Annotated in this window: 23 protein-coding genes and 1 pseudogene; 8 read left to right on the top strand and 16 right to left on the bottom strand. The window is 67.9% G+C overall.

Annotation, left to right across the window (positions count from 1 at the left end; translation table 11 throughout):
• Nucleotides 1-36: 36 nt before the first annotated feature.
• Nucleotides 37-636 (bottom strand): glycosyl hydrolase, encoded by a 600-nt coding sequence (locus KZX46_RS06380; RefSeq protein ID WP_219775944.1) that lies wholly within the window; start codon nt 634-636, stop codon nt 37-39.
• A 143-nt stretch (nt 637-779) separates the two neighbouring features.
• On the opposite strand from KZX46_RS06380, the gene KZX46_RS06375 reads away from it, so the two are divergent.
• On the top strand, nt 780-1,157 hold the full coding sequence (locus tag KZX46_RS06375; RefSeq protein ID WP_219775943.1) for a VOC family protein: 378 nt from the start codon (nt 780-782) through the stop codon (nt 1,155-1,157).
• A 172-nt stretch (nt 1,158-1,329) separates the two neighbouring features.
• Here KZX46_RS06375 and KZX46_RS06370 read toward each other — a convergent pair whose 3' ends face one another.
• Nucleotides 1,330-1,539, bottom strand: a complete 210-nt coding sequence (locus KZX46_RS06370; RefSeq protein ID WP_219775942.1) for a hypothetical protein — start codon at nt 1,537-1,539, stop codon at nt 1,330-1,332.
• A gap of 84 nt (nt 1,540-1,623) precedes the next feature.
• On the opposite strand from KZX46_RS06370, the gene KZX46_RS06365 reads away from it, so the two are divergent.
• The 5 genes and pseudogenes from KZX46_RS06365 to KZX46_RS06350 all read left to right on the top strand — a co-directional run bounded on the left by KZX46_RS06365 (nt 1,624) and on the right by KZX46_RS06350 (nt 5,601).
• Nucleotides 1,624-2,709: a beta-galactosidase gene (locus tag KZX46_RS06365; RefSeq protein ID WP_219775941.1), complete on the top strand. Its 1,086-nt coding sequence runs from the start codon at nt 1,624-1,626 to the stop codon at nt 2,707-2,709.
• 15 nt (nt 2,710-2,724) lie between these two features.
• On the top strand, nt 2,725-3,297 hold the full coding sequence (locus tag KZX46_RS06360) for a DUF5597 domain-containing protein (protein WP_219775940.1): 573 nt from the start codon (nt 2,725-2,727) through the stop codon (nt 3,295-3,297).
• A 42-nt stretch (nt 3,298-3,339) separates the two neighbouring features.
• Nucleotides 3,340-3,452: pseudogene (locus tag KZX46_RS23445) on the top strand (IS3 family transposase); the annotation flags it as partial.
• A gap of 152 nt (nt 3,453-3,604) precedes the next feature.
• On the top strand, nt 3,605-4,123 hold the full coding sequence (locus KZX46_RS06355; RefSeq protein WP_226896132.1) for a flavin reductase family protein: 519 nt from the start codon (nt 3,605-3,607) through the stop codon (nt 4,121-4,123).
• Complete coding sequence (locus KZX46_RS06350; protein WP_226896131.1) at nt 4,120-5,601, top strand: lipopolysaccharide biosynthesis protein; 1,482 nt, start codon at nt 4,120-4,122, stop codon at nt 5,599-5,601. Before KZX46_RS06355 ends, KZX46_RS06350 begins: the two co-directional genes overlap by 4 nt.
• Before the next feature lie 13 nt (nt 5,602-5,614).
• On the opposite strand, the gene KZX46_RS06345 is transcribed toward KZX46_RS06350, so the two are convergent.
• The 8 genes from KZX46_RS06345 to KZX46_RS06310 all read right to left on the bottom strand — a co-directional run bounded on the left by KZX46_RS06345 (nt 5,615) and on the right by KZX46_RS06310 (nt 16,012).
• The gene (locus tag KZX46_RS06345) at nt 5,615-6,130 is read right to left on the bottom strand and encodes a CcdC protein domain-containing protein (RefSeq protein ID WP_219775938.1); all 516 of its coding nucleotides are present in this window, start codon (nt 6,128-6,130) and stop codon (nt 5,615-5,617) included.
• A gap of 13 nt (nt 6,131-6,143) precedes the next feature.
• On the bottom strand, nt 6,144-7,733 hold the full coding sequence (gene purH / locus KZX46_RS06340) for a bifunctional phosphoribosylaminoimidazolecarboxamide formyltransferase/IMP cyclohydrolase (protein ID WP_219775937.1): 1,590 nt from the start codon (nt 7,731-7,733) through the stop codon (nt 6,144-6,146).
• An 11-nt stretch (nt 7,734-7,744) separates the two neighbouring features.
• On the bottom strand, nt 7,745-9,523 hold the full coding sequence (locus KZX46_RS06335) for a heparinase II/III family protein (RefSeq protein WP_219775936.1): 1,779 nt from the start codon (nt 9,521-9,523) through the stop codon (nt 7,745-7,747).
• The gene (gene rpe, locus KZX46_RS06330; RefSeq protein WP_216710568.1) at nt 9,520-10,182 is read right to left on the bottom strand and encodes a ribulose-phosphate 3-epimerase; all 663 of its coding nucleotides are present in this window, start codon (nt 10,180-10,182) and stop codon (nt 9,520-9,522) included. Before rpe ends, KZX46_RS06335 begins: the two co-directional genes overlap by 4 nt.
• Before the next feature lie 59 nt (nt 10,183-10,241).
• Complete coding sequence (locus KZX46_RS06325) at nt 10,242-11,519, bottom strand: RsmB/NOP family class I SAM-dependent RNA methyltransferase (RefSeq protein ID WP_219775935.1); 1,278 nt, start codon at nt 11,517-11,519, stop codon at nt 10,242-10,244.
• 438 nt (nt 11,520-11,957) lie between these two features.
• Nucleotides 11,958-13,697: a class I adenylate-forming enzyme family protein gene (locus tag KZX46_RS06320; protein WP_219775934.1), complete on the bottom strand. Its 1,740-nt coding sequence runs from the start codon at nt 13,695-13,697 to the stop codon at nt 11,958-11,960.
• A gap of 69 nt (nt 13,698-13,766) precedes the next feature.
• Nucleotides 13,767-15,077 (bottom strand): MFS transporter, encoded by a 1,311-nt coding sequence (locus tag KZX46_RS06315; RefSeq protein WP_219775933.1) that lies wholly within the window; start codon nt 15,075-15,077, stop codon nt 13,767-13,769.
• Nucleotides 15,074-16,012: a LysR family transcriptional regulator gene (locus KZX46_RS06310; protein ID WP_219775932.1), complete on the bottom strand. Its 939-nt coding sequence runs from the start codon at nt 16,010-16,012 to the stop codon at nt 15,074-15,076. The genes KZX46_RS06315 and KZX46_RS06310 overlap by 4 nt, the downstream gene beginning before the upstream one ends.
• Nucleotides 16,013-16,129: 117 nt before the next feature.
• Here KZX46_RS06310 and wrbA point away from each other — a divergent pair, with 117 nt between their 5' ends.
• Nucleotides 16,130-16,744 carry an NAD(P)H:quinone oxidoreductase gene (gene wrbA / locus KZX46_RS06305; protein ID WP_219775931.1) on the top strand — a complete coding sequence of 205 codons (615 nt, stop codon included), beginning with the start codon at nt 16,130-16,132 and terminating at the stop codon, nt 16,742-16,744.
• Here wrbA and KZX46_RS06300 read toward each other — a convergent pair.
• Genes KZX46_RS06300 through KZX46_RS06290 form a run of 3 tightly spaced genes read right to left on the bottom strand, consistent with a single transcriptional unit; the run spans nt 16,741 to nt 18,848 of the window.
• Nucleotides 16,741-17,415, bottom strand: coding sequence for a TPM domain-containing protein (locus tag KZX46_RS06300; protein ID WP_219775930.1), 675 nt, complete (start codon nt 17,413-17,415; stop codon nt 16,741-16,743). The two genes, wrbA and KZX46_RS06300, sit on opposite strands and share 4 nt — an antisense overlap.
• 15 nt (nt 17,416-17,430) lie before the next feature.
• On the bottom strand, nt 17,431-18,210 hold the full coding sequence (locus KZX46_RS06295; protein ID WP_219775929.1) for a YgcG family protein: 780 nt from the start codon (nt 18,208-18,210) through the stop codon (nt 17,431-17,433).
• Between the two features lie 38 nt (nt 18,211-18,248).
• On the bottom strand, nt 18,249-18,848 hold the full coding sequence (locus KZX46_RS06290) for a LemA family protein (protein WP_216710561.1): 600 nt from the start codon (nt 18,846-18,848) through the stop codon (nt 18,249-18,251).
• Nucleotides 18,849-18,953: 105 nt separating this feature from the next.
• On the opposite strand from KZX46_RS06290, the gene mscL reads away from it, so the two are divergent.
• Nucleotides 18,954-19,397: a large conductance mechanosensitive channel protein MscL gene (gene mscL, locus KZX46_RS06285; protein WP_216710560.1), complete on the top strand. Its 444-nt coding sequence runs from the start codon at nt 18,954-18,956 to the stop codon at nt 19,395-19,397.
• A gap of 111 nt (nt 19,398-19,508) precedes the next feature.
• Here mscL and KZX46_RS06280 read toward each other — a convergent pair whose 3' ends face one another.
• From KZX46_RS06280 to cysT, 3 genes are read right to left on the bottom strand one after another with little or no spacing between them, the layout of a single operon-like run.
• Nucleotides 19,509-20,543, bottom strand: a complete 1,035-nt coding sequence (locus KZX46_RS06280) for a sulfate/molybdate ABC transporter ATP-binding protein (protein ID WP_219775928.1) — start codon at nt 20,541-20,543, stop codon at nt 19,509-19,511.
• Entirely contained in the window at nt 20,540-21,376 is an 837-nt protein-coding gene (cysW, locus tag KZX46_RS06275; protein WP_219775927.1) for a sulfate ABC transporter permease subunit CysW, read from the bottom strand. Before cysW ends, KZX46_RS06280 begins: the two co-directional genes overlap by 4 nt.
• Nucleotides 21,373-22,200: a sulfate ABC transporter permease subunit CysT gene (gene cysT, locus KZX46_RS06270; RefSeq protein ID WP_219775926.1), complete on the bottom strand. Its 828-nt coding sequence runs from the start codon at nt 22,198-22,200 to the stop codon at nt 21,373-21,375. Before cysT ends, cysW begins: the two co-directional genes overlap by 4 nt.
• Nucleotide 22,201: the final 1 nt, after the last annotated feature.

Raw genomic sequence — 22,201 nt, 5'->3', positions numbered from 1 at the left:
CGTAACGCCTTACGGTTGGCTAGCCCGGTCAATGCGTCACGTCGGGCGCGGTGCAGTTCCGCTTCGAAAGGCAATCACTGCCGCGTCACCATATAGCGCCGGCCCTGCAGCCGTGCCCGGCTCCACGACGGTGAGCGGGACGTCTTGATAAGGGCCAGCGATCGTTGGAGGATTGGCAAGCTGGGCGTGAAAGCGCCGGCCGCCGTCGATGTGCGTCTCGCTCCAGACCAACTTCTTCATCCCGTCAACCGGGGTGACCCAGGGGCCTCCGGTGGCGCTCCATCCGGGTGAGGCGGCGATCGTCAGATCAAGCCCTAGCATTTTCGCTGTTGTGGCGCTGGTGCGCAAAGCCGCCGTCCATTCGGAAGACATGAACGGTGCGGGCTGGGCGACCACGAGCGGGGTACCTAGGCCGGCCTCGAACATTTGTACGCCGCCGACGCCGGCTTCGCACAACCATTCAAGATCGAGCTTGGCTCCTTCGGCCGACACGTTCCCGTTCATCCAGTGCCACCACGCCAGCGGACGCGCGCTTTTGGGCGGGTGAAGGAACCCGTCAGAGAGCAAATCGGCAGCCAAAGTCGGGGTTGGGTCGGAAACCGCGAGAATCGCCAACAATGTGAGTCGAACGAGCATGCCTATCCGTGTAAGCCCAATAGAATGTCAGTTCTAGTTCGATCGACAGACGGATCGCGATCCTCCTTCGTTCCACTGCGTAGCATTCCGGAACCAGGCCGGCGGCCGCAAGCTTAAGCGTGAAAGTAAATGTTAGACAGTATATGACGACACTCGGCATCGACCACGTCAACATTATCGTCCGCGATCTGGCTATATCGGCGCGGTATTACGCCGATGTGCTGGGGCTCGACCCGAACGATCCACCGGCGCCGCACAGGCCGGACGAACTTCAGTGGCTTCACGACGCAACCGGGCGGCCGGTCATTCACCTTCGAGCGCGGCCGGGCAGTTACAGTGTCGGCACCGGAGCGATCGACCATATCGCCTTCACCTGCCGCGATTATCCTGCGGCAATCGCCCGGCTCGAGCGGCACAGCTTGCCTTATACAACCGACGAAGTCGCCTCGATTGGCCTGCGCCAGATTCGTGTGATCGATCCCGATGGCGTCGAACTCGAGCTTAATTTCTCTGACGCCTAGCCGCCTGCCTGTCGCGCCAAGTGTATTGCCTGATATGAGGTTCACGATCTCTGCAGTTTCGATCCATCGTTTAAACCTGCGGCGGTGACAGCGGGTCAGTCGCTGCCATCAAGGATGGCTTTGGACATAGGTGTGCGCAGTATCAATCGGAGTGGCTCATCTCGGTAGTTTGTTAAAAGACAGTATGAGGCAGGTTTCCCGCATCCATGGCGACCATGTTTACATCAATTAGTCCACTCGTCGGTCCACCTTCCGCCGAAGACCGTCTTAGCTGCATGAGATGACGTCGAGCGCGTATGGCACCCGCATCGGTTGCCAGGATCGCCGATCTCGCATCCCAAAAATCCTGTGAACCGAGTGCCTCCTGCGCTACTTCGATCATCGGCTCGTCTTTTTCGACGAAAACTTTCCTCGCTAAAATAGAACAGCCGCTCTAGTCATAAATGAAGTTTGGGGAGGATTACCGATGCGTCGGCTGCGACAGTTGCTGTTCAGCGCCGCAACCTTGGTCGCGGCATGCGGTGCACGGGCCGGCGACCTCCCGGTTATCAAGAACAGGCAGTTGCTTGTCGAGGGCAAGCCATTCCTTGCGCTCGGCGGCGAGTTGCATAACTCAAGTGCTTCCAGCCCGCAGTATATGGAGCTCATCTGGGACAAGCTTCAGCGGATGCATGTCCGCACTGTCATCGGAACGGTCAGCTGGGAAGACGTCGAGGCTATCGAGGGCAAGTATGATTTCGCCGCGGTAGATGCCCAGATCGCTCAGGCCCATCGACGTGACATGCGCCTTGTCCTGATTTGGTTTGGCGCATTCAAGAATGCCAGTTCGACCTACGCGCCCAGCTGGGTACGCCGTGACCTCGCCCGGTTCCCGCGTGCCGTCGCGAACGGGCAGGCAAAGGAGGCGTTCACCTATAAGGGCGCCATGCCGAAGCCCGTTCTATCGGTCTTCTCCCCGGACCTCATGAAGGCCGACTGTGCCGCGTTCGTAGCTTTGATGACGCACCTCGCGCGGGTGGATGCCGACCACCGTGTCATCATGGTGCAGGTGAACAACGAGGTCGGACTGCTCCGCGACAGCCGCGATCGGTCGCCCTTGGCAGAAGCGGCATGGCGGCAGCCGGTGCCGTCGTCGCTAACCCGGTATCTCGCCGCCCATAGTTCCCAGCTAAAGCCTGAACTGGCCGAGGTATGGACCCGGCAGGGTCGTCGTATGACGGGGACCTGGGCGGAGGTCTTCGGCACCGACTGGCAAGCCGACGAAATCTTTATGGCCTGGCACTTCGGGCGATACATGGAAGCGTTGGCAGCAGACGGCAAGAAAGCACTCGCGTTGCCGATGTACACCAACGCGTGGCTCGGCCCTCAGCCGGGCCAGCCAACGGCCGGCCTCTACCCCAGCGGCGGTCCCGCCAAACGCGTGCTCGACATCTGGAAGGCGGCAGCGCCGTCACTCGACCTGCTGGCTCCCGATATCTACCTTCCGGACGCTAAGGTGCCGCTTGCCGACTATGATCATGCGGGCAACCCGCTGTTCGTTCCGGAGAGCTAGTTCAAGACCGGCGACATGTTCTGGGCGCTGGGGCAGCATGCCGCTCTCGGCTATGCGATATTCGGCATTGAGGATGGGCGTGCCGACGGGCAGCTTTCGCAAGCGTTGGCTATACTAAACCCGATGACGGCGGTGATCGCCTCAGCCCAGGCCGAGGGGCGCATTGCGGCAATCCTGCTGGATGACGGGAAACCCGCCGAGTTGAAGCTTGGGGGCTACACGGTCGCGATCCAGCAATCGCAAGCGCTCCTGAAGCAGATGTTGCTGGACGTAGGCTTGCAGGCTCCGCCGCCGCCTGCGCCGCTGCCCAGCGAGACGGACGGACCCGGCAGCCGCCCAGCTCCGGGTGACGGTCGACCGTTTGGGCTCATTATATACGAGGGCCACGACACTTTTCTGCTGCTCGGCAAAGGGTTCACTGCTGACTTTTCCAAGAACGGCCGCTTGGCCGAGGTGGACCGGGTCGAAGAGGGGAAAATTGACGATGCGAACTGGAAGACGACACGGGTCCTGAACGGCGATGAGCGCCTGAGTGTCATCCCCGATGACCACATCGTTCTTGTGCGCATTCGGTTGCTGCCAGGCTGACGCCACGACGGCATGGCTCCACTTCTCCGTTATCATCCTTAAAAAAGCGGCCGCCTAATTCGCGAGGGACGCGATAAGGGGTTCGCCTTCATTGCGGAGCACCGGTGTCATGGCTTTGTGAGGCGCTCGGTGTCTCGCTCAGTGGCTTCCATGCCTTGCTGGTCAGTCGAGCCGCGGCTTTTCTCGGCAACGCGGTGCCGCTGATCACTTTCCGCCTGCGGCTTTGCCGCCACAACACCGGTCGGAAGGCTCGGCGATGCGCGCCGGTAGCGTTGACGTCGGCCCCAGTCCGGCTAGGGATGCCCCCGTGACAACCCTGCCCCACCGCGACCCCGACGAGCACGACCCGAACGACGCGCGGCGCTTGCGCGATGCGTTCGGCGCCTTTGCCACCGGCGTGACTGTCGTCACGACGCGCGGGCCCGACGGCAACCGGGTCGGGTTGACTGCGAACAGCCTAACATCAGTGTCGCTCGATCCGCCGTTGCTGCTGTTCTGTCCGGCGCGGACGGCGTCGGCGCTGCCGACCGTCGAGGCGTCGCAGCGTTTTGCGATCAATGTCCTCGCGGCGGACCAGCAGGCGGTTGCCGACCGGTTTGCCCGACGCGACGTCGACCGCTTTGCCGAGGCGACGTGGGAGGATTGGGACGGGTTGCCGATCCTGACCGGGGCGCTGGCGAACTTCGCCTGCACGATGTTCGCCGATCACGACGGCGGCGATCACCGCGTCATCATCGGCCGGGTCGAACGCCTGCGGATGAACGCGGAGCGCGATCCGCTTCTGTATTTTCGCGGAGCGTATCGACGGGTCCACGTGCCGACGTGAAGCCGGGCGTCATCGCCGATCCCCCGGGCAGTACCGCCGTCGCGGCCGACGACACCGCGGTCCTCGCGAGCGGCGGCCGAACCAGCTTCGGCGGCTTCGTGCTGCGTCTCCTCGCGCGGATGCCGTTCCTGTTCATTGCCGGGCGGCTGTACGGCAGCGGCGAGGTCGGGCGTTTCGGCTATGCGATCCTCGTCGTCGAGCTGACCGCACAGCTGGCGACGCTCGGACTGAAGCGCGGGCTTGCCGAGGAACTCGCGCAGGAAAAGGATCCGCACGCCAACACCGTCGCCGACGCGCTGCTCCTCGGCGCGGTGCTTGCGGCCGCCGGGGCGGTGCTGTTGATGGCGCTGCCGGCGCTCGTCTTTCCGGCGGGCGAGGTCAGCGCGCTCGACCATTTCTTTCCGCTGATAGCGCTCGCGGTCGCGGCGTCGGACATCAGCCTCGCCGGCCTCGCCTTCCGCCACGACATCGCTGCGCAGGTCCGGGCGCGGTCGATCATCGAGCCGTGGACTTTGACCCTGATGGCGGTGCCGGCATGGTATCTTGTCGGGAAGAGCGACGGGCTGCTCGTTGCCTATGCGGCGTCGATGCTCGCGGCGGTGGCGGCGTCGCTGATCCCGTGTATCCGCACCTTCGGCTGGCCGCACCGCTGGCGGCCGTCGTTCGCGCGGTTGATCGCGCTTGCACGGGCGAACGCCCCTCTCGCGGGGGCCGACGTCGCCGACTGGGGATCGCGGCGGCTCGACTTCTTCCTCCTCGGGCGCTTCGCCAGCGCCGAGGTCACCGGCATCTATTTCGTCGCGCAGAACATCGCCTCGCTCGCCGCTAAGCTCAAGAACAGCTTCGACCCGATCCTCGCGCCGCTGCTGACGACGAGCCTCGCGCGCGGTGACACCGAGGCCGTCGCGGGGCATGTCCGCCAGGTCGCGTTCTGGATCCTCGCTGCGCAGTTCGCCGTCGTCCTCGCGCTCGGGCTGACTGCGCGGGCGTCGATGGGGCTGTTCGGTCCGGCGTTCGCCAAAGGTGCGGCGGTGCTCGCGGTGCTGCTGACGGTCGAGCTTCTCGCCAGCCAGGGCGCGGTCGCCGAGGCGGCGCTGATCTATGTCCGGCGGCGGACCAACCTCGCGATCGCGGTCGCCGGGCTCGTCGTCCAGGCGGGGGTGACGCTGGTGTTCGTCCAGCGCTATGGCGCGCTTGCGGCGGCAGGCGGGCTCGCGGTGTCGGTCCTGCTCGTGTCGATGACCAAGTCGTGGCTCTTGCGGCGCGAACTCGGCAGCCCGGTGTCGGGGTGGCGGATTGCGCTGATCCTCGCGGCGGTGCCCGCATTCGGCGTCGGACTCGGCGTCCAGCATCTGCCCGAATGGGCGCAGCTCTCGGTCGGGCTGGTCGCGATCCTTGGCACCTTCGGCGGGCTGGTCTGGTGGCTCGGCTTCGGACCGAGCGACCGCCTGTTGTTCAAGCGGCAGCGCGCCGACTAGGCACTGTCGCTAATCAGGACGGCATGGCGACTGCGGTTCCCGACCGGATCAGCCGCTGCCCGCGGACGAACATCTCGATCCGCCCGCCGACGATCAGGCCAACCGCGAACAGCAGGAAACCGTCGGAGATCGTCCCCGCGTCGATCCCGGTCGCCGACCCCACCAGCGCCATGCGGAGCAGGCTGCGCCCGGCGAACAGCGCGACAAGGACGACGATCGCGACGATCGACGGCTCGGTGACGACGGTGCCGCTGGCGGCGTCGAAGCTCATCGGCACCGTCCGCGCGCGGAACCACCCGGCGATCAAGCCCACCGCGAGGGCGATGGCAAAGGCGGCATAGGTCAGCGGGTGGAATGCGGCATGCGGGGTGTAATACAGCCCCGAGCCGATGAATGCGGTCATCAGCACCGGCATGATCCACAGCCGCTCGATGCGGATGCGCTGCGGCTTGCGGCGGCGGATCACGAGCACGCCGATGATCACCAGCGGGATCAGGATCGGGAAGACCTGGTTCGGGTCGAAGTGCATAGCGTGGCCCCCTTTAGTGCCGGAAGTGCCGCATCCCGGTAAAGACCATCGCGATCCCGCGCTCGTCGGCGGCAGCGACCACCTCGGCATCGCGGATCGAGCCTCCCGGCTGGATCACCGCCGTCGCCCCGGCCTCGGCAACCGCGATCAGGCCGTCGGCGAAGGGGAAGAAGGCGTCCGACGCGACCGCGCTGCCGATCGTCCGTGGCTCGGGCCAGCCCGCGGTGGCGGCGGCGTCGCGGGCCTTCGATGCCGCGATCCGGGTCGAATCGACCCGGCTCATCTGGCCCGCGCCGATCCCGGCGGTGCTCCCGTCCTTGGCGTAGACGACGGCGTTCGACTTGACGTGCTTGGCGACGGTCCAGGCGAACTTGAGGTCGGCGAGCTCGGCGGCGGTCGGCTGGCGCTGGGTGACGACCTTGAGCATATCGTCGGTCAGGGCACCCGCGTCGCGCTCCTGCACCAGCACACCCCCGGCGATGATCTTCGTCGTCAGGCCACGCCGCGCCGGGTCGGGCAGGTCGCCGGTCAGCAACAGGCGGAGGTTCTTCTTGGCGGCGAACACCGCCCGCGCCGCATCGTCGGCCCCGGGGGCAGCGACGACCTCGGTGAAGATGTCGGTCATCGCCCGCGCGGTCGCCTCGTCGAGCGGACGGTTGACCGCGATCACCCCGCCGAACGCCGACACCGGGTCGGTCGCCAGCGCTGCATGATATGCCTCGAGCAGGGTGTCGCCGGTGGCGACGCCGCACGGGTTGGCGTGCTTGACGATGACCACCGTCGGCGGGCCGTCGCGGAACTCGGCGACGAGCTCGAGCGCGGCATCGGCGTCGTTGAGGTTGTTGTAGCTCAGCTCCTTGCCCTGGACCTGCTCGGCCTGGCCGATGCCGCGTGCTGCCGGTCCGACGGGCACGTACAGCGCCGCCGACTGGTGGGGGTTCTCGCCGTAGCGGAGCGTCGTCACCAGCCGGCTCGCCATGATGCGGACCGCCGGGAAGGTCTCACCCTGGTCGACCGTGCTGAACCAGTCGGCGATCATCGCATCGTACGCGCCGGTCGCGGCGAAGGCGGTCGCGGCGAGGCGCTTGCGCGTGACGAGGCTGGTGCTGCCGCCGGTCGTGTCGAGCTCGGTGACCAGCGCGGCATAGTCCTGCGGGTCGGTGACGCAGGCGACAAAGCCATGGTTCTTCGCTGCCGAGCGAATCATCGCCGGGCCGCCGATGTCGATATTCTCGATGACCGTGTCGCGGTCGGCCCCCTTCGCCACCGTCGCGGCGAACGGGTACAGGTTGACCACCGCAAGGTCGATCGGGGCGATGCCGTGGGCCGCCATCGCCGTGAGATGATCGGGGGCGTCGCGCAGCGCGAGCAGGCCGCCATGGACCGTCGGGTGGAGCGTCTTGACCCGCCCGTCCATCATCTCGGGGAAGCCGGTCAGGTCGGCGACCTCGGTTACGGTCAGCCCTGCCGCGCGCAGTGCCGCCGCCGTGCCGCCGGTCGAGACGAGCTCGACGCCGTGGCGGGCGAGCGCGGTGCCGAGGTCGACGAGCCCGGTCTTGTCGCTGACCGACAGCAGGGCGCGGGTGATCTTGATCGTGTCCATAAATTCCTTGCTCAGCGTCCGGCGCGCTTGAACGACCAGTTGATGCTCGCCGCGCCCGTCGCCGTGGTCGTGCCGCTGATGACGAGTTGCCGCGTCGTTCGCGGTGCGCCGTCATGGTCGATCCAGACGCTTTCGTCGACCGTCAACGGGCCGCCGCGGGCACGGACCTGCCAGACGCGGCCGTCGGTGAGCTTGAGCAAGGCCGCCTGGCCGTCGGCGGTCGGGGTCACTTCGATGCCCGGGCCGAGGTGGAAGCGGACGTCGAACGCGGCGCGCGCCCCGCGTCGCCGCAACCGCCGACCGGGGGCGGGCTCGATGATGTCCTCGCCGCGCAGGTCGCTGCCGTTCGCCGACAGGAACAGCCGCCGCCGGTGATGGACGCCGAAGCGGCGGACATAGCCGTCGTGGGCGAGGTCGAGCCAGATGCCTTCCTCGCTCTCCTGCCGGTTGACGACGACCTCCTCGACCCCGCGGCCGAGTGCACCGTCGGGGCGGATCCGCGTCGAATTGCTGTCGGCGAGGACCAGCGTCGAATGCGCCGATGTGGTCCGCAAGGCGGCGGCAAGCGCGACCGGAAGCGGAAGGGGAACGCTGCTGCCGCCGCAGTTGACGATCAGGCGGCTGGCCCCGTCGGACAGCTCGAAGGCGAGAGTCCCGGCATGCGCCCCCGCGGCGGCGCGGGCCTGTGGCGGCGGCGCGGCATCGACGACGATCAGCGTCTTGCCGGCCGAAAGGCGTTGGTAGCCGCCGAAGCTCGTCGACCGGCTTGGGCGCGGCATGATCCCCGATCGCGCCATCGCATGGTCGATGCGCCCCGGTTTCGCCGCCGCGCCGCCGTGCCAGGCGCCGACGCCGCCGTCGCCCATGACGATCGACTTGAGCGCCGGGACCAGCCGCTCGAACCCGGCGAGGACGGCGGCGGGGGGCTTGCGGCCGCGCGCGGCGTAGGTCGACTGGACGAACAGCAAGAGTTCGAGCAGCTCGAGCTGGGTGATCGGGGAACGGTCGGCGGTCGCGCCATCGGGCAGGACGACCGCATCCAGCGCGCGCTCGAACAGCGCCTCTGCGCGTGCGAGCCGCGCCTCGACCCCGGGAATGACGAGCCCGGCGACGATCAGCCCCGCCGCCGCCGTCACGCGCGCCGGTCCCTCGGGCAGCCGGTCGATCGCGCGGTCGAGGTGGCGGGCCCAGCGGGCGAGGGCGTTCAAAACCGCCGAGCGGTAGACGAGGTCGGGCGACGACAGGATGTATGGCGCGTAAGCGGTCCAGAACATCAGCCGCAGCGCGAGCAGATCGGGGCGCCACGCGGTCGCATTGAAGTCGTTGTGATCGGCGAGCCAGCGCGCGACGAGCGGCTCGGCGACGGCGGACCCGGTCCGGCGATCGGCGACAGCGGCGAGATCGCGGAGCCAGACGAAGCTGTGTGCCCAGTCGCGCCACGCCGCGGGGGCTCCCGGATCGGCGAAGTGGACGGTTTTCGCCGGGGCGTTATGGCCGGCGAAGGCAAGCCGCCCGCGGACGATGCGCTCCCCGGCGGCGACGTCGCCCGGGACCGGGTCGGCGGGAACCGCGAGCAGTTTCAAGGGGAAGCGCCCGCGCAGGCGGATGCGGTGGAGCGCGGTGCGGTAGCTCAGGCGGTGCAGCCCGGCGGTGACGCGCTCGGCGAGCGAGACGCCCTTGTCGCCGTCGACGCGGACCAGCCGCTCGCTCGGTGTCGGCTCGGCGTTGGGGGTGAATAGGTCGGGTTCGCCGGGCGGCGCGTCGGGCGGCGGCTTCGCCTCCGTCGTCATGCGGCGCGGAGCCGGGCGATGTTCGCCGCATACTCGCCCGGGCCGCCGCGGAAGGTCGCGGTCCCGGCGACGAGGACATCGGCGCCGGCGGCGATCGCCTGCGCGGCGGTGACCGGGTCGATGCCGCCGTCGACCTCGAGGTCGATCGTCCGCCCGGTCTTGTCGATCATCTTGCGGATCGCCTCGATCTTGCGGAGCTGGTTGCTGATGAAGCTCTGCCCGCCGAAGCCGGGGTTGACGCTCATGACGAGGACGAGGTCGATGTCGTCGATGACATAGTCGAGCATCTTCGCCGGGGTCGCCGGGTTCAACGAGACCCCGGCGCGCTTACCGAGGCCCTTGATCCGCTGGATCGTCCGGTGGAGGTGCGGCCCGGCTTCGGGGTGGACGGTCAATATGTCGGCCCCGGCTTCGGCGAAGGCGTCGAGATACGGGTCGGCGGGGGAGATCATCAAATGGACGTCGAACGTCAATTTAGTGTGTGATCTTAAGGCCTTGACCACAAGCGGCCCGATCGTGATATTGGGCACGAAATGGCCGTCCATGACGTCGACATGGATGTAATCGGCCCCCGCGGCGTCGAGCGCGCGGACTTCTTCGCCGAGCCGCGCGAAGTCGGCGGATAGAATCGAGGGGGCAATACGCACCGGTTGCTGCATGATTTCCTCTAGCAGCGCCGTGGCTTAGCTGAAAGGGTACGCTATCGTTTCGGAACCGTTTATTTCTCCTTCCTTAGCCGGGCGATGAAAAAGCCGTCGGCGCCGCCCGCATCGGCGAGCGTGCCGGGGAGGAGCCGGACCTGTCCGCGCGCATCGGGAGCAATTCCGTCGGGCAGTTCGTCGGCCGCGATCGGATCGAGCACGACACCGCGGGTCCGCCTGAGCAGCGCATCGACCTGCGCCTCGCCCTCGGCGGCTTCGAGGCTGCATGTCGAGAAGACGAGGGTTCCCCCGGGCGCGAGCCAGTCGACCGCGCGGTCGAGCAGCGCCGCCTGGATCGTCAGCAACGGCGCGAGATCGCGCGCGCCCTTGAGGTAGAGGACGTCGGGGTGACGGCGGAACACGCCCGATGCCGAGCACGGAGCATCGAGCAGGATCGCGTCGAACGGCGCGGGCGGTGCCCAGACGAGCGCGTCGACCGTGACGATCCTGGCGTCGAGCCGGGTCCGCGCAAGGTTCTCGCGCACCCGGTCGAGCCGCGCCTCCGAACTGTCGAGCGCGGTGACGTCGGCCCCCATCGCCGCAAGCTGGAGGGTCTTGCCTCCCGGGGCTGCACACAGGTCGAGCGTCGGCGTCCCCGATGCCGGGCGGAGTAGCCTGGCCGGCAGGCTCGCGGCGAGGTCCTGCACCCACCACGCGCCATCCTCGAAGCCGGGCAAATCGGGGATCGAGCCTGGGCGGATCAGGCGGACATGCCCCGGGGCGAGCGATACGCCGCCGAGGGTTTCGGCCCAGTAAGCGGTTTCCTTGGTGTCACGCAGCGTCAGGTCGATCGGCGGCTCGGTGGCGAAGGCGCGGGCGGCGGCGGCGGCGACGTCGGCCCCCCATGCCGCCGTCCAGCGCTCGCCATATGGCTCGGGCAGGGCCGGAACCTCGGGCAGCGCGGCGTTTTCGCGGAGCAGCCGCGAGAGGACCGCGTGGGTCAGCCGCCGCGGCCCGCCCTCGGTCAGGGCGAGCGTCGTCGACACGACCGCGTGCGGCGGCGTGTCGAGCAGCAGCCGCCCGGCAAGGCCGATGCGGAGTGCCATCCGCGCGCGCGCGTCGGAGGGCAGCGGCTTCGGCGTCGCGCTGTCGATCAGCGCATCGAGGTCGGTCAGCCAGCGCAACACGCCGCTGGCGAGGCTGCGGGCAAGGGCGCGGTCGTCAGGGCGCTCGACCCCGTGGAAGGCGTTGGCGATCGATCCGTCGAGGGGTTTGCCCTGCGCGAGAACGCTCGTCAGCAGGCGCAGTGCGGCACGCCGCGACGCGGTGCCAGGGGGATCGGGATCGTGCTTCACGACGGGTTTCCGGGGGAAGCGGATGCTAAGTTCAAAATAAGTTCACACAAAAGCGTGTGGTTTTTCGGTTTCATTCTGCGTCCGACGCGGTTCGGCGGCCATGATCTGCGACCCAGACGCCGTGCGCCCGGCTATCGCCGTCTCTGTCGACTATTGTTCCGCGATCGATCAACCAATGTTCCTCCGGCTCGACCTGCAAGGGTACATTGTCGCCGGGGGTGTAGGACAGCGGAAAGCGACCGCTCATTTGCTGTCATCCCGGCCTACGCCGGGATGACAATCGGATCGGTGACCGCCCGCCTACAGAACGTGGAACAGATACAGCAGGATGATGACCGGGATCGGCACGCCCACCGCCCAAAGAATGCAACCCTTGCCCATGTCTCGTATCCCTGTCTGCTTACACGCGTGAAACGAGATGCGCGTGTCGCAGTTCCGTCATGCAGCGACCGCCGCCGGAACGAACAGCTTCTTGAGCTCCGACTTGAGGATTTTGCCGTTGGCGTTGCGCGGCAGCGGACCGGTCCAGAAGCGCACCTCGACCGGCACCTTGAACCCCGCCAGCCGCGCCGCGACGAAGGCGCGAAGCTCGTCGGCGGTGGCGTGGCCGCCGTCCTTGAGCGTGACAACCGCCGCCGGTTCCTCGCCGAGGCTGTGGTGCGGGCGCGCGACGATCGCCGCGTCCATCACCGCCGGATGGTCGTAGAGCGCGTTCTCGACTTCGACACAGTAGATGTTCTCGCCGCCGCGGATCAGCATGTCCTTGGCGCGATCGATGATGAAGACGAAGCCCTCGTCGTCGATCCGCGCGAGGTCGCCGGTGCGGACCCAGCCGTCGATGAAGGTTTCGGCGGTGGCCTGCGGCTTGCGCCAGTATTCCTTGACGATGTTCGGCCCGCGTCCCCACAATTCACCGACCTCGCCCGGCGGCAGCTCGCGCCCGTCGGGGTCGGTCACCTTGACGTCGCACACCGGCACCGGCGGCCCGGCGCTGTCGGGGCGGTTCTGGTAGTCCTCGCCCATGTGGTGGGTGAAGGTCGCCGACGTCTCGGTCATGCCCCAGCCGTTGCCCGCGCTCGCGCCGCCGAACTGCGCCTTGATCTGGCGGACGAGCTCGGGGGCCGACGGGGCGCCGCCATACGCGACGCTTTCGAGGCTCGACAGGTCGTAGTTGTGGCGGTTGGGGTGCTCGATGATCTGCCACGCGATCGTCGGGACGCCGCCGCAGCCGGTCAGCCGCTCGCGCTCGATCAGCGCCATCGCGGTCTCGGGGTCCCATTTGCGCATCATCACCAGCTTCGCCCCGGCGAAGAGCGACGGCGACAGGATCGCGTGGCAGCCGGTCGCGTGGAAGAACGGCACCGACAACAGGGTGCCCTTTTGCGGCGCGAGCGGGTCGGGCGCGGGCGGGGCCTCGCCGCGGCGGAGGTAGGTCCGTGCGGCCGACAGCGCGCTCGCCATGATGTTCGAGACGATGTTGCGGTGGGTGCCGAGCGCACCCTTCGGCTTGCCGGTCGTGCCGCTGGTGTAGAAGATCGTCGCGTCGTCCTCGGGATCGATCGCAACTGCGGGCATCGTGCCTTCGGGCAGGGCGGCCCAGGTCTCGGGAGTGCCGATGACGTCCTTGAGGCGGCGGACGAGCGGGTTACCCGATTCCTCGTCGTTGCTGCGCGTGACGTAGATGCGCGTCAGGTCGCGGCATTCGGGGAGGTGCGCGGTCAGGCGGGCGAGGCGCTCGGCATCGACGAGGAGCATTTTCGCGCCTGAATCGACGAGGCCGTATTCGAGCTCGGCCCCGGTCCACCACGCATTGAGCGGCGTGACGATCGCGCCGCACAACTGAGCTGCGAAGAACGCCACCGGCCATTCGGGAATGTTGCGCATGACGATCGCGACGCGGTCGCCCTTGGCCACGCCGTCGGCGGCAAGCTGCGCGGCGAGCGCGAGGACCGCGCGCGAAAACGCCTCGAAGGTGATGCGCTCGTCGTCGTGGACGAGGAACACCTTGTCGCCGTGCGCTCGCCCGGCGAGAAAGACGTGCGCAAGGGTCGGCGGTGCATTCTTCCACGTCCGTGTCGGAATACCGCGAATATCGCGGGTCTCCATCTCGAGCGGCTGCCCCGGCGCAGTGAGCATGCCGTGGGCAGCAGCGATCGACATCGCGGGCCAGTCGGTCATCATCGTCCCCAGAATTTGCGTTATTTTGAGAAAGTGTACGCCGATCGCGGCGGCTTTGCCCAGCCGGAATCAATCGACCGGCGCGGCACCCATCTCGCGGCGCAGGACCGGGGTGAACAGCGCGTAGCCGAGCAGGACGACCTGCGCCGCTGCGCCGAGGAGATATGGGTACGACCCGCCGATCTCGTACAGCCCGATGCCGACCGTCGGAGCGACGATGAAGCATGCGCCGTTGATCGCGGTGACCGCCCCAGCGACCGCGCCCTGCTCGTCCTCGCCGACCATCAGCGACGCTCCCGCGACGAAGCCGGGGCGGGCGAAGCCGTAGCCAAGGCTGGTCAGCGCGAACGCGGCGAGGATCGCCGAATAGTCGTGCGCGAGGGCGATGCCGAGGCACCCTGCCGCCGCCAGCCCCGCGCCCCAGCGCATCAGCGATGACGCGCTCATCCGCAGCATCCCGATCAGCCCCCATTGCGCGAGCAATGTCGCGCCCGCGCCGACCATGAAGGCGATGCCGACCGACTTTGCCGCCTCGGCGGGGGTGCCGCCGACCGAATCGATGATGAGGAAGCCGAGCGCCTGCCCGGTCGCCGCCTGGACGCTGCCGCTGGCGAAGCCGTAGATCATGAACGGCATGATGCGGGGATCGCGCAGCCGAAGGCGAGGCCGCCGCCCGACCTCCGCCGCGCGCGCCGAGCCGCCGGTCGGGCCGCCGAGGATCGTCGGCATCGACGACGGTGCGCCGTGGTGGCCGTGGTCGAGGGCGGCGACGTCGTGCCCCGGGCTGTCGTCGGGGAGGAGCCGCCACAGCCCGATGCCGACGCCGAGCGCGATCGCGGCGAAGCCGAACATCGGACCCGACAGGCCGAGCCCGGCGATCTGGAGGTATGGTGCGACGCCCGGCCCGAGGATCGTGCCGAGGCCGACCGCCGAGGTCAGCGCGGCGAGCGCGCCGGTCCGTTCGAACGCCGTCGTCCGCGCCGCGACATACGCCTGCGCCGCCGGGTTCGACGCCGAGCCGAACAGCCCGAAGATGCTCCGCAGCGCAGCGAAAACGACGAACACTGCGACGGGCACGAGCGCGCCGCGCAGGCCGGCGAGGATCGCGCAGGCGCACCCCAGGAACGACACGCCGAAGCCGGCGATGCCGATCATCATCAGCGTCTTGCGCCCGCGAATGTCCGACTGGCGCGCCCAGAACGGCGCCGATACCGTCCACAGCAGCGCCGAGAATGAGAAGATCAGCGCCACCTGCCACGGTGGAATCCCGATCGTCCGCGCGATCGACGGCAGCACCGATTGGAGCGCCGTATTCCCCGCCGCGACGGTCAGCAGGACGACGAACAGCACGGCGAAGTGGCGGCGGGGGACGGCGGTCATGCTGCGGCTTCGGCCAGCGCCAGGTCTTTGCCAACCCCGGAATTGGCGGTGCCGAACTCGGCGGCGAGGAAGTCGGCGAGCGCGCGGACCTTGACCGGCTGGCTCCGCGTCGTCGGGTAGATCAGCCGCAACGTCCCCGCCTCGAAGCGGTGCGCGGGGAGCAATTGCTCCAGCCGGCCGTCGGCGAGCGCGGCGCGGACGAAGAAGTCGGGCAGGATCGTCAGCCCGAGCCCGGCGATCGCGGCGGCGCACAGGATCTCGCCGCTCCGCGACCGCAGCCGCTCGGGTCCGCGGCACAGGCGGGTGCCGCCCGCCGCGGGAAAGCGCCACGGCTCGTCGGCGCGGGTGATCGTCGAGGTCAGGCTGGGAAAGGCGATCAAGTCCTCGGGCACTTCGGGGCGGCCGAGCCGGTCGAGCAGCACGGGCGCCCCGACAAGGTACATCTCGACCGTCCCGAGCGAGCGCGCGATCAGCCCCGAATCGGGGAGCTGCGTGCCGATCCGCACCGCGATGTCGATCCCCTCGCCGATCAGGTCGGTGATGCGGTCGTCGAGGATCAGCTCGATCCGAACCCCCGGGTGGAGCTCCATGAAGCGGAACAGCGCCGGGCCGACGCGCTCGACCCCGAACAGCATCGGCGCCGCCATGCGGATAACGCCGCTCAGCGTGAGGGTCGAGCTGGCGACCGATTCCTCGGCGGCGCGGACGTCTTCGATCAGCCGCGTCGTGGCGTCGAGATACGCCGACCCCGCCTCGGTCAGTGCGAGTGCCCGCGTCGTCCGGTGGAATAGCCGCGCGCCGAGGCGGGCCTCGAGGTCGCCGATCGTCCGCGACAGGCGCGAGGTCGACGTCCCCAGACGCCGCGCCGCCGCGCTGAAGCCGCCTGCGCTTGCGACCGCGGCGAACGCCTCCATCTCCTCGATCCGTCCCGCCATCGTTGCGCCTGCTGCAAAGGACAATCGCGAAGACGGGTCATTATCACGGCGATCGAAAAGGCCCAAATGGCAGCCTGCGCGTTATCGTTCGCGCTTGCGACTTAAGGAGTCCGACCGATGACCAAGGTTCTGGTGCTATATTATTCGAGCTGGGGACATGTCGAAAAGCTCGCCACCGCAATCGCCGAGGGTGCCGGCGGCGTTGCGGGCGTCGAAGTCACCGTGAAGCGCGTCCCCGAACTCGTTCCGGCTGAAGTCGCAGCGGGCGCGCACTACAAGACCGATCAGGCCGCCCCGATCGCGACCCCGGGCGAGCTGGCCGACTATGACGCGATCATCATCGGCACCCCGACCCGCTTCGGCAACATGGCGGCGCAGATGAAGAACTTCCTCGATCAGACCGGACCGCTGTGGTTCACCGGTGCGCTCGTCGGCAAGGTCGGCGGCGTGTTCACCTCGACCGCGTCGCAGCACGGCGGGCAGGAGACGACATTGTTCACCGCGATGACCGTCCTCATCCACCACGGCATGCTCGTCGCCGGGCTGCCGTACACCTTCCAGGCGCAGATGGGCCTCGACGAAATCCACGGCGGGTCACCGTATGGCGCGACGACGATCTCGGGCGGCGACGGCTCGCAGCAGCCGAAGGCGGTCGATCTCGACGGTGCGCGCTTCCAGGGCAAGCACATCGCCGAGACCGCGGTAGCGCTGAAGAAGGGTCGCGCCGCCTAAAGCTCGATCAGGCGGTTCGGGAGCTCGTCGGGGTTGTCGGCGTCGGGCGGAAAATGCTCGGCGAGGACCGCCCCGGCGAGCCCGATCGCGGCGACGAAGCCCTTCGCCGGCGCCCCCGCCTTGATCCCTTCGACCAATGCATGGACCGTCGTCGCCCAGTGCGACGGCGGCACCTTGGCGTAGATCCCGGTGTCGGCGACGACCTCGGCAATGCGGTCGGGGAGCGAAACGAAAATCAACACGCCGGTGTTCGCGCGCGTCGCGCCGATGCCGCGCGCCTTGAACTGCGACCGCGCTTCGCGGTGGACGCGCTCGCGCCGGACCCCGCGCGGGGTCAGCTTCGCACCGAGGCCGGTCCGCGTCAGCACCAGCGCAGCGACGCCGAACAAAGCCACCTGGACCGCAGCATAGGCCTCGACCGCGCGCCGCAGGTCGACCGCCGGATCGCCGCTGCTCCAGTCGTTCAACGCCGCGATCTGGTCGGGGCCATAACCGAACATCGTCGCCGCGAGCGGCAGGGCGAAGGCAATCAGCGCGGCGATCGTCAGCCCGGTTGCGGCGTATCGGTCGGTACGGTCGCTGACGACAGCAACGATCTCGCCCGAGGTGGTCGCCTCAGCGGCAGTGATCGCCCCGGCGATCGCAGTCCGGTCGGCGTCGGTGAATGCCATGACCAGCTGCCCCCTCTACCAACTACCCGACGAGCCGCCGCCGCCGAACGAGCCGCCGCCACCGCCGAAGCTGTCGCCGCCACCGCCGCCACCGCCGCCGCCTCCGCCCCAGTCGCTACCGCCGCCGCCGCCACGGCTGAGCATGCTCGACGCCGCACCCCACAGGATCGCCGAGCCGATGCCCGACGGGCGTCCGCGTCCGCCGCGGGCAAGCGAGAAGACACCCCAGACGACGACGATGGCGAGCCAGAACAACGCGCCCGGGCCGACCGACGGGCGGTGGCGGGCCTGGGCATGCTGCGCCGTAGCATCGACCACCGCCGCGTGCGCGACCTCGGGCGATGCACTCAATTGCGCGATGATTGCGTCGGTCCCGGCGGTGACGCCAGCCGCGATGTCGTTCTTGCGGAATTCGGGGATGATCTGGTTCTGGATGATGACCGAGGTCAGCGCATCGGTCAGGACGGGTTCGAGCCCGTAGCCGACTTCGATCCGCACCTTGCGGTCGGTCGGCGCGACGATCAGGATCGCGCCGGTGTTCTTGCCCTTCTGGCCGATGCCCCACGCGCGGCCGAGCTGGTAGCCATAATCCTCGATCGGCGTGTCGCCGAGTGCGGGGACGGTGGCGACGACAAGCTGGATGCCGGTCGATTTCTCGAGAGCGGCGAGCTTGTCGGTCAGCGCCGCGACGGTCACCGGCGGCAACACGTTCGCGGTATCGACGACCCGCCCCGACAACGGCGGAAACGCCGGGGCGGCGGCATGTGCCACCGCCGCCCACAACGCGACCAGCATCAGGAGCGCGAACGCTCCGAAGCGAAAGCGGGGAAGGGTCAGAACTTCACCGTCGGTGCGACCTGCGCGTTGACCGTCGTCGCCTTGAACGGCGTCAGCGGCTTCGAACCGTAGATCACCTTTGCGCCGATCAGCGCCGGGAAGGTGCGGATCGTCGTATTATAGTCCTGCACGGCGGTATTATAGTCCTGCCGCGCGATCGTGATGCGGTTCTCGGTGCCCTCGAGCTGCGACTGGAGCGCCATGAAGTTGGTGTTCGACTTGAGATCGGGATATTGCTCCTGGAGCGGACGCAGCTGCATCAGCGCGGTCGAGACGTGGTTCTGCGCCTGCTCGTATGCCGCAACCTTGCCGGGATCCTTGAGATCTTCGTCCGATAGATGGATCGCGTTTGCCGAGGCGCGCGCCTGCGTCACACCGATCAGGACGTCCTTTTCCTGCTTGGCATAGCCCTGGACGGTAGCGACAAGATTGGGAATCAGGTCGGCGCGGCGCTGATACTGGTTCTCGACCTGCGCCCAGGCGGCCTTGGCAGCCTCCTCCTTGGTCGGGATCGTGTTCACCCCGCAGCCGGCAAGGCCGACGGTCAGGGCCAGCGGAAGCGCGAGACGGGCGGCGGTGCGGCGGGTCGACTGCATCGATAACTCCCTTGGGTTCCGGGTATATCCGCCGCCAGTACCCAAGGTGGCGACGAACCGCTATAAGATAAGGTGTATTGCACAGGCGTAACAGAGGGGTGCCAGATGTTTGCCGAATTCAAGACTTTTATCGCGCGCGGTAACGTTCTCGACCTCGCGGTTGCGGTCGTCATTGGTGCCGCGTTCGGCGCGATCGTCGCGTCGCTGACCGAAGATCTGATCATGCCGCTGATCGGCTTCCTTACCGGCGGCGTCGATTTCTCGTCGCACTTCATCCGCCTCGGGGCGATCCCGGCGAACTACACCGGCAGCCTCGAGGATTATGCCGCGCTCAAGAAGGCCGGCGTCGCGCTGTTCGGCTACGGCAAGTTCCTGACCGCAGTGATCAACTTTGTGATCATCGCGTTCGCGATTTTCATGCTTGTCCGCGCGGCGAACAAGTTCCTGGCGAAGACGCTTGCGGGGATGACCGCGAAGGCGGCGGTTCCAGCCGATGTCGTCGTGCTCAACGAGATCCTTGCCGAGCTGAAGAAGCGCCCGCTGGTTTAGCGGGGTCTAGACTAAATCTCGTTGTCATCCCCGCGTAGGCGGGGACCCAAAGTCACTGCATTTGGTGACCTTGGGTCCCCGCCTACGCGGGGATGACAGAAAATTCGGAGATCACTCAGGGTAGGCGCGGACCGTCGTCGGGACGAGCGATACCGCGTCGCCGGGGGCCAGCCCGACCGGAACCACATCGAGTGCCACCTCGACCGTCTTCCCTGCGGCGACACACTCGATCGCGGCAAGCGCGCCGGTCCGGGCGATCCGCCGGACGGTGGCGGCGATCCCGTCGGTCCGGGCAGTCGCGATCTCGAATTCATGCGGGCGGACGAACGCCACCCCGCGTCCGTCGGGAGCTGTTGGCGCAGTGTTCGCCAGCCGCAACTCGCCGATCACGACCGCGCCGCCGTCGAGGCTGCAGTCGAAGCGGTTCGCGTTGCCGATGAAGTCGGCGACAAATGCGGTCGTCGGGCGGTTGTAGACCGCGTCGGGGGTGTCGACCTGCTCGATCCGCCCGGCGTTCATCACCGCGACGCGGTCGGCGAGATCGAGCGCCTCGTCCTGATCGTGCGTGACGAAGATCGACGTCAGCCCCATCGTCTCGTGGACGCCGCGCAGCCAGCGGCGGAGGTCGTTGCGCACCTTCGCGTCCAACGCCCCGAACGGCTCGTCGAGCAGCAGGACGCTCGGCTCGACCGCGAGTGCGCGGGCGAGTGCGACGCGCTGGCGCTGGCCGCCCGATAGCTGCGCCGGGAAGCGCTTGCCCATGCCGGGAAGCTGGATCAGCGTCAGCAGTTCCTCGACCCGCGCGGCGATATCCTTGGCGGCAGGCCGCTCGCGGCGGGGCTTGACCGTCAGCCCGAAGCCGATGTTGTCGGCGACGCTCATGTGGCGGAACAGCGCGTAATGCTGGAAGACGAAGCCGACCTTGCGCTCGCGCGCCGGGCGGTTGCCGACGTCCACCCCGTCGAAGGCGATGCTCCCGGAGTCGGGGAAATCGAGGCCGCCGATGACGCGGAGCAAGGTCGTCTTGCCCGACCCCGACGGCCCCAGCAGCGCGAGGAACTCGCCGGGGCGGACGTCGAGGCTGACCTCGTTCAAGGCCGCGAACGCGCCGAAGCGCTTGACCAGACTGTCGACCGAAACCGTCAATGCCCGGCTCCCGCCAGTTGGTCGCGGAAGCGCCATTCGAGGAGCGACTTCGCCACCAATGTCACCAGCGCGAGACCGGCGAGGAGCGAGGCGACAGCGAAAGCGGCGACATAATTATATTCATTGTACAGGATCTCGATGTGGAGCGGCAGGGTGTTGGTCAGCCCGCGAATATGCCCGCTGACGACCGATACCGCGCCGAATTCGCCCATCGCCCGGGCGTTGCATAGCAGCACACCGTACAGCAATCCCCAGCGGATATTCGGCAGCGTGACGTGCCAGAAGGTCTGCAGCCCCGACGCGCCGAGCGACCGCGCCGCCTCCTCGTCGGTCCGGCCCTGCTCCTGCATCAGCGGGATCAGTTCGCGCGCCACAAAGGGAAAGGTGACGAACACCGTCGCCAGCACGATGCCGGGGACCGCGAAGACGATCTGGATGTCGTGCTCGCGCAGCCACGGCCCGAGCCAGCCCTGGAGCCCGAACAGCAGGACGTAGATCAGCCCCGACACGACCGGCGACACCGACAGCGGCAGGTCGATCAGCGTGATCAGGACGCTTTTGTAGCGAAAATCGAACTTGGTGATCGCCCACGACGCCGCGAGGCCGAAGACGATGTTGAGCGGAACCGCGATCGCGGCGACGATCAGCGTCAGGCGCATCGCCGCGAGCGCGTCCTTCTCGCCGATCGCGATCTGGAACGCGGCGATCCCCTTGGCGAACGCTCCGGCGAACACCGCCGCGAGCGGCAGCGCTAGGTTGACCAGCAGAAACGCGAGGGCGACGCCGATCAGCGCCCACCGCACCCACGCCGGTTCGGAGACGCCCGGCTTCATTCCGGCGCCATCCGTTTGCGGTCCCACGCCTGGAGCAGGTTGATCGCGAACAGCACCGCGAACGACGCCGTCAGCATCGTTGCGGCGATCGCCGTTGCCCCGGCATAATTATATTGCTCGAGCTGCTGGACGATCAGCAGCGGCGCGATCTCCGAGCGGTAGGGGAGGTTCCCGGCGATGAAGATCACCGAGCCATATTCGCCGACACCGCGCGCGAAGGCGAGCGCGAAGCCGGTCGCGAGCGATGGCAGGATCGCGGGTAGGATGACGCGGAGAAAGGTCTGGCGGCGGCCCGCGCCAAGGCTCGCGGCGGCCTCCTCGACGTCGTGGCCGAGGTCGGCGAGGACCGGCTCGACGGTGCGGACGACGAACGGCAGGCCGATGAAGGTCAGCGCGACGACGACGCCCAGTGGCTCGAAGGCGACCTTGATCCCGAGCGGCGCGAGCAGGCCGCCGATCCAGCCGTTCGGCGCGTACAGCGCGGTTAGCGCGATCCCCGCCACCGCGGTCGGCAGCGCGAACGGCAGGTCGACGAGCGCGCCGACGACGCGCTTGCCGGGGAAGTCGTAGCGGACGAGCACCCACGCGACGATCAGCCCGAAGATGCTGTTGATCGCCGCCGCGATCGCCGCCGCGCCGAAACTCAGCCGGTACGCGAGCAACGCGCGCCGTGACAACGCCACCGCGACATACTCGTCCCAGCCCAATCCGGCGGTCTTGATAAAGATCGCCGACAGTGGAATCAGGACGATGATGCACAGATAGAAGACGGTAAAGCCGAAGGTCAGGCCGAAGCCCGGAATGATCGACCGCCGCCGGATCATT

It is taken from the genome of Polymorphobacter sp. PAMC 29334 (assembly GCF_019431245.1).
Taxonomy (GTDB): domain Bacteria; phylum Pseudomonadota; class Alphaproteobacteria; order Sphingomonadales; family Sphingomonadaceae; genus Polymorphobacter_B; species Polymorphobacter_B megasporae.
Note: the sequence above shows the minus strand (reverse complement) of the source record. Positions and strands in the feature narration are given on the sequence as shown.

Bases quoted from the DNA above. Each gene is read 5' to 3' on its own strand.
- KZX46_RS06295 (WP_219775929.1), bottom strand. From the start codon at position 18,210: ATGCTGGTCGCGTTGTGGGCGGCGGTGGCACATGCCGCCGCCCCGGCG.
- KZX46_RS06365 (WP_219775941.1), top strand. From the start codon at position 1,624: ATGCGTCGGCTGCGACAGTTGCTGTTCAGCGCCGCAACCTTGGTCGCG.
- cysW (WP_219775927.1), bottom strand. From the start codon at position 21,376: ATGAAGCCGGGCGTCTCCGAACCGGCGTGGGTGCGGTGGGCGCTGATC.
- KZX46_RS06380 (WP_219775944.1), bottom strand. From the start codon at position 636: ATGCTCGTTCGACTCACATTGTTGGCGATTCTCGCGGTTTCCGACCCA.
- rpe (WP_216710568.1), bottom strand. From the start codon at position 10,182: ATGCAGCAACCGGTGCGTATTGCCCCCTCGATTCTATCCGCCGACTTC.
- KZX46_RS06300 (WP_219775930.1), bottom strand. From the start codon at position 17,415: ATGGCATTCACCGACGCCGACCGGACTGCGATCGCCGGGGCGATCACT.
- KZX46_RS06375 (WP_219775943.1), top strand. From the start codon at position 780: ATGACGACACTCGGCATCGACCACGTCAACATTATCGTCCGCGATCTG.
- KZX46_RS06335 (WP_219775936.1), bottom strand. From the start codon at position 9,523: ATGACGACGGAGGCGAAGCCGCCGCCCGACGCGCCGCCCGGCGAACCC.
- KZX46_RS06370 (WP_219775942.1), bottom strand. From the start codon at position 1,539: ATGATCGAAGTAGCGCAGGAGGCACTCGGTTCACAGGATTTTTGGGAT.
- wrbA (WP_219775931.1), top strand. From the start codon at position 16,130: ATGACCAAGGTTCTGGTGCTATATTATTCGAGCTGGGGACATGTCGAA.
- KZX46_RS06315 (WP_219775933.1), bottom strand. From the start codon at position 15,077: ATGACCGCCGTCCCCCGCCGCCACTTCGCCGTGCTGTTCGTCGTCCTG.
- KZX46_RS06320 (WP_219775934.1), bottom strand. From the start codon at position 13,697: ATGACCGACTGGCCCGCGATGTCGATCGCTGCTGCCCACGGCATGCTC.
- KZX46_RS06345 (WP_219775938.1), bottom strand. From the start codon at position 6,130: ATGCACTTCGACCCGAACCAGGTCTTCCCGATCCTGATCCCGCTGGTG.
- cysT (WP_219775926.1), bottom strand. From the start codon at position 22,200: ATGATCCGGCGGCGGTCGATCATTCCGGGCTTCGGCCTGACCTTCGGC.
- KZX46_RS06290 (WP_216710561.1), bottom strand. From the start codon at position 18,848: ATGCAGTCGACCCGCCGCACCGCCGCCCGTCTCGCGCTTCCGCTGGCC.
- purH (WP_219775937.1), bottom strand. From the start codon at position 7,733: ATGGACACGATCAAGATCACCCGCGCCCTGCTGTCGGTCAGCGACAAG.
- KZX46_RS06310 (WP_219775932.1), bottom strand. From the start codon at position 16,012: ATGGCGGGACGGATCGAGGAGATGGAGGCGTTCGCCGCGGTCGCAAGC.
- mscL (WP_216710560.1), top strand. From the start codon at position 18,954: ATGTTTGCCGAATTCAAGACTTTTATCGCGCGCGGTAACGTTCTCGAC.
- KZX46_RS06360 (WP_219775940.1), top strand. From the start codon at position 2,725: ATGTTCTGGGCGCTGGGGCAGCATGCCGCTCTCGGCTATGCGATATTC.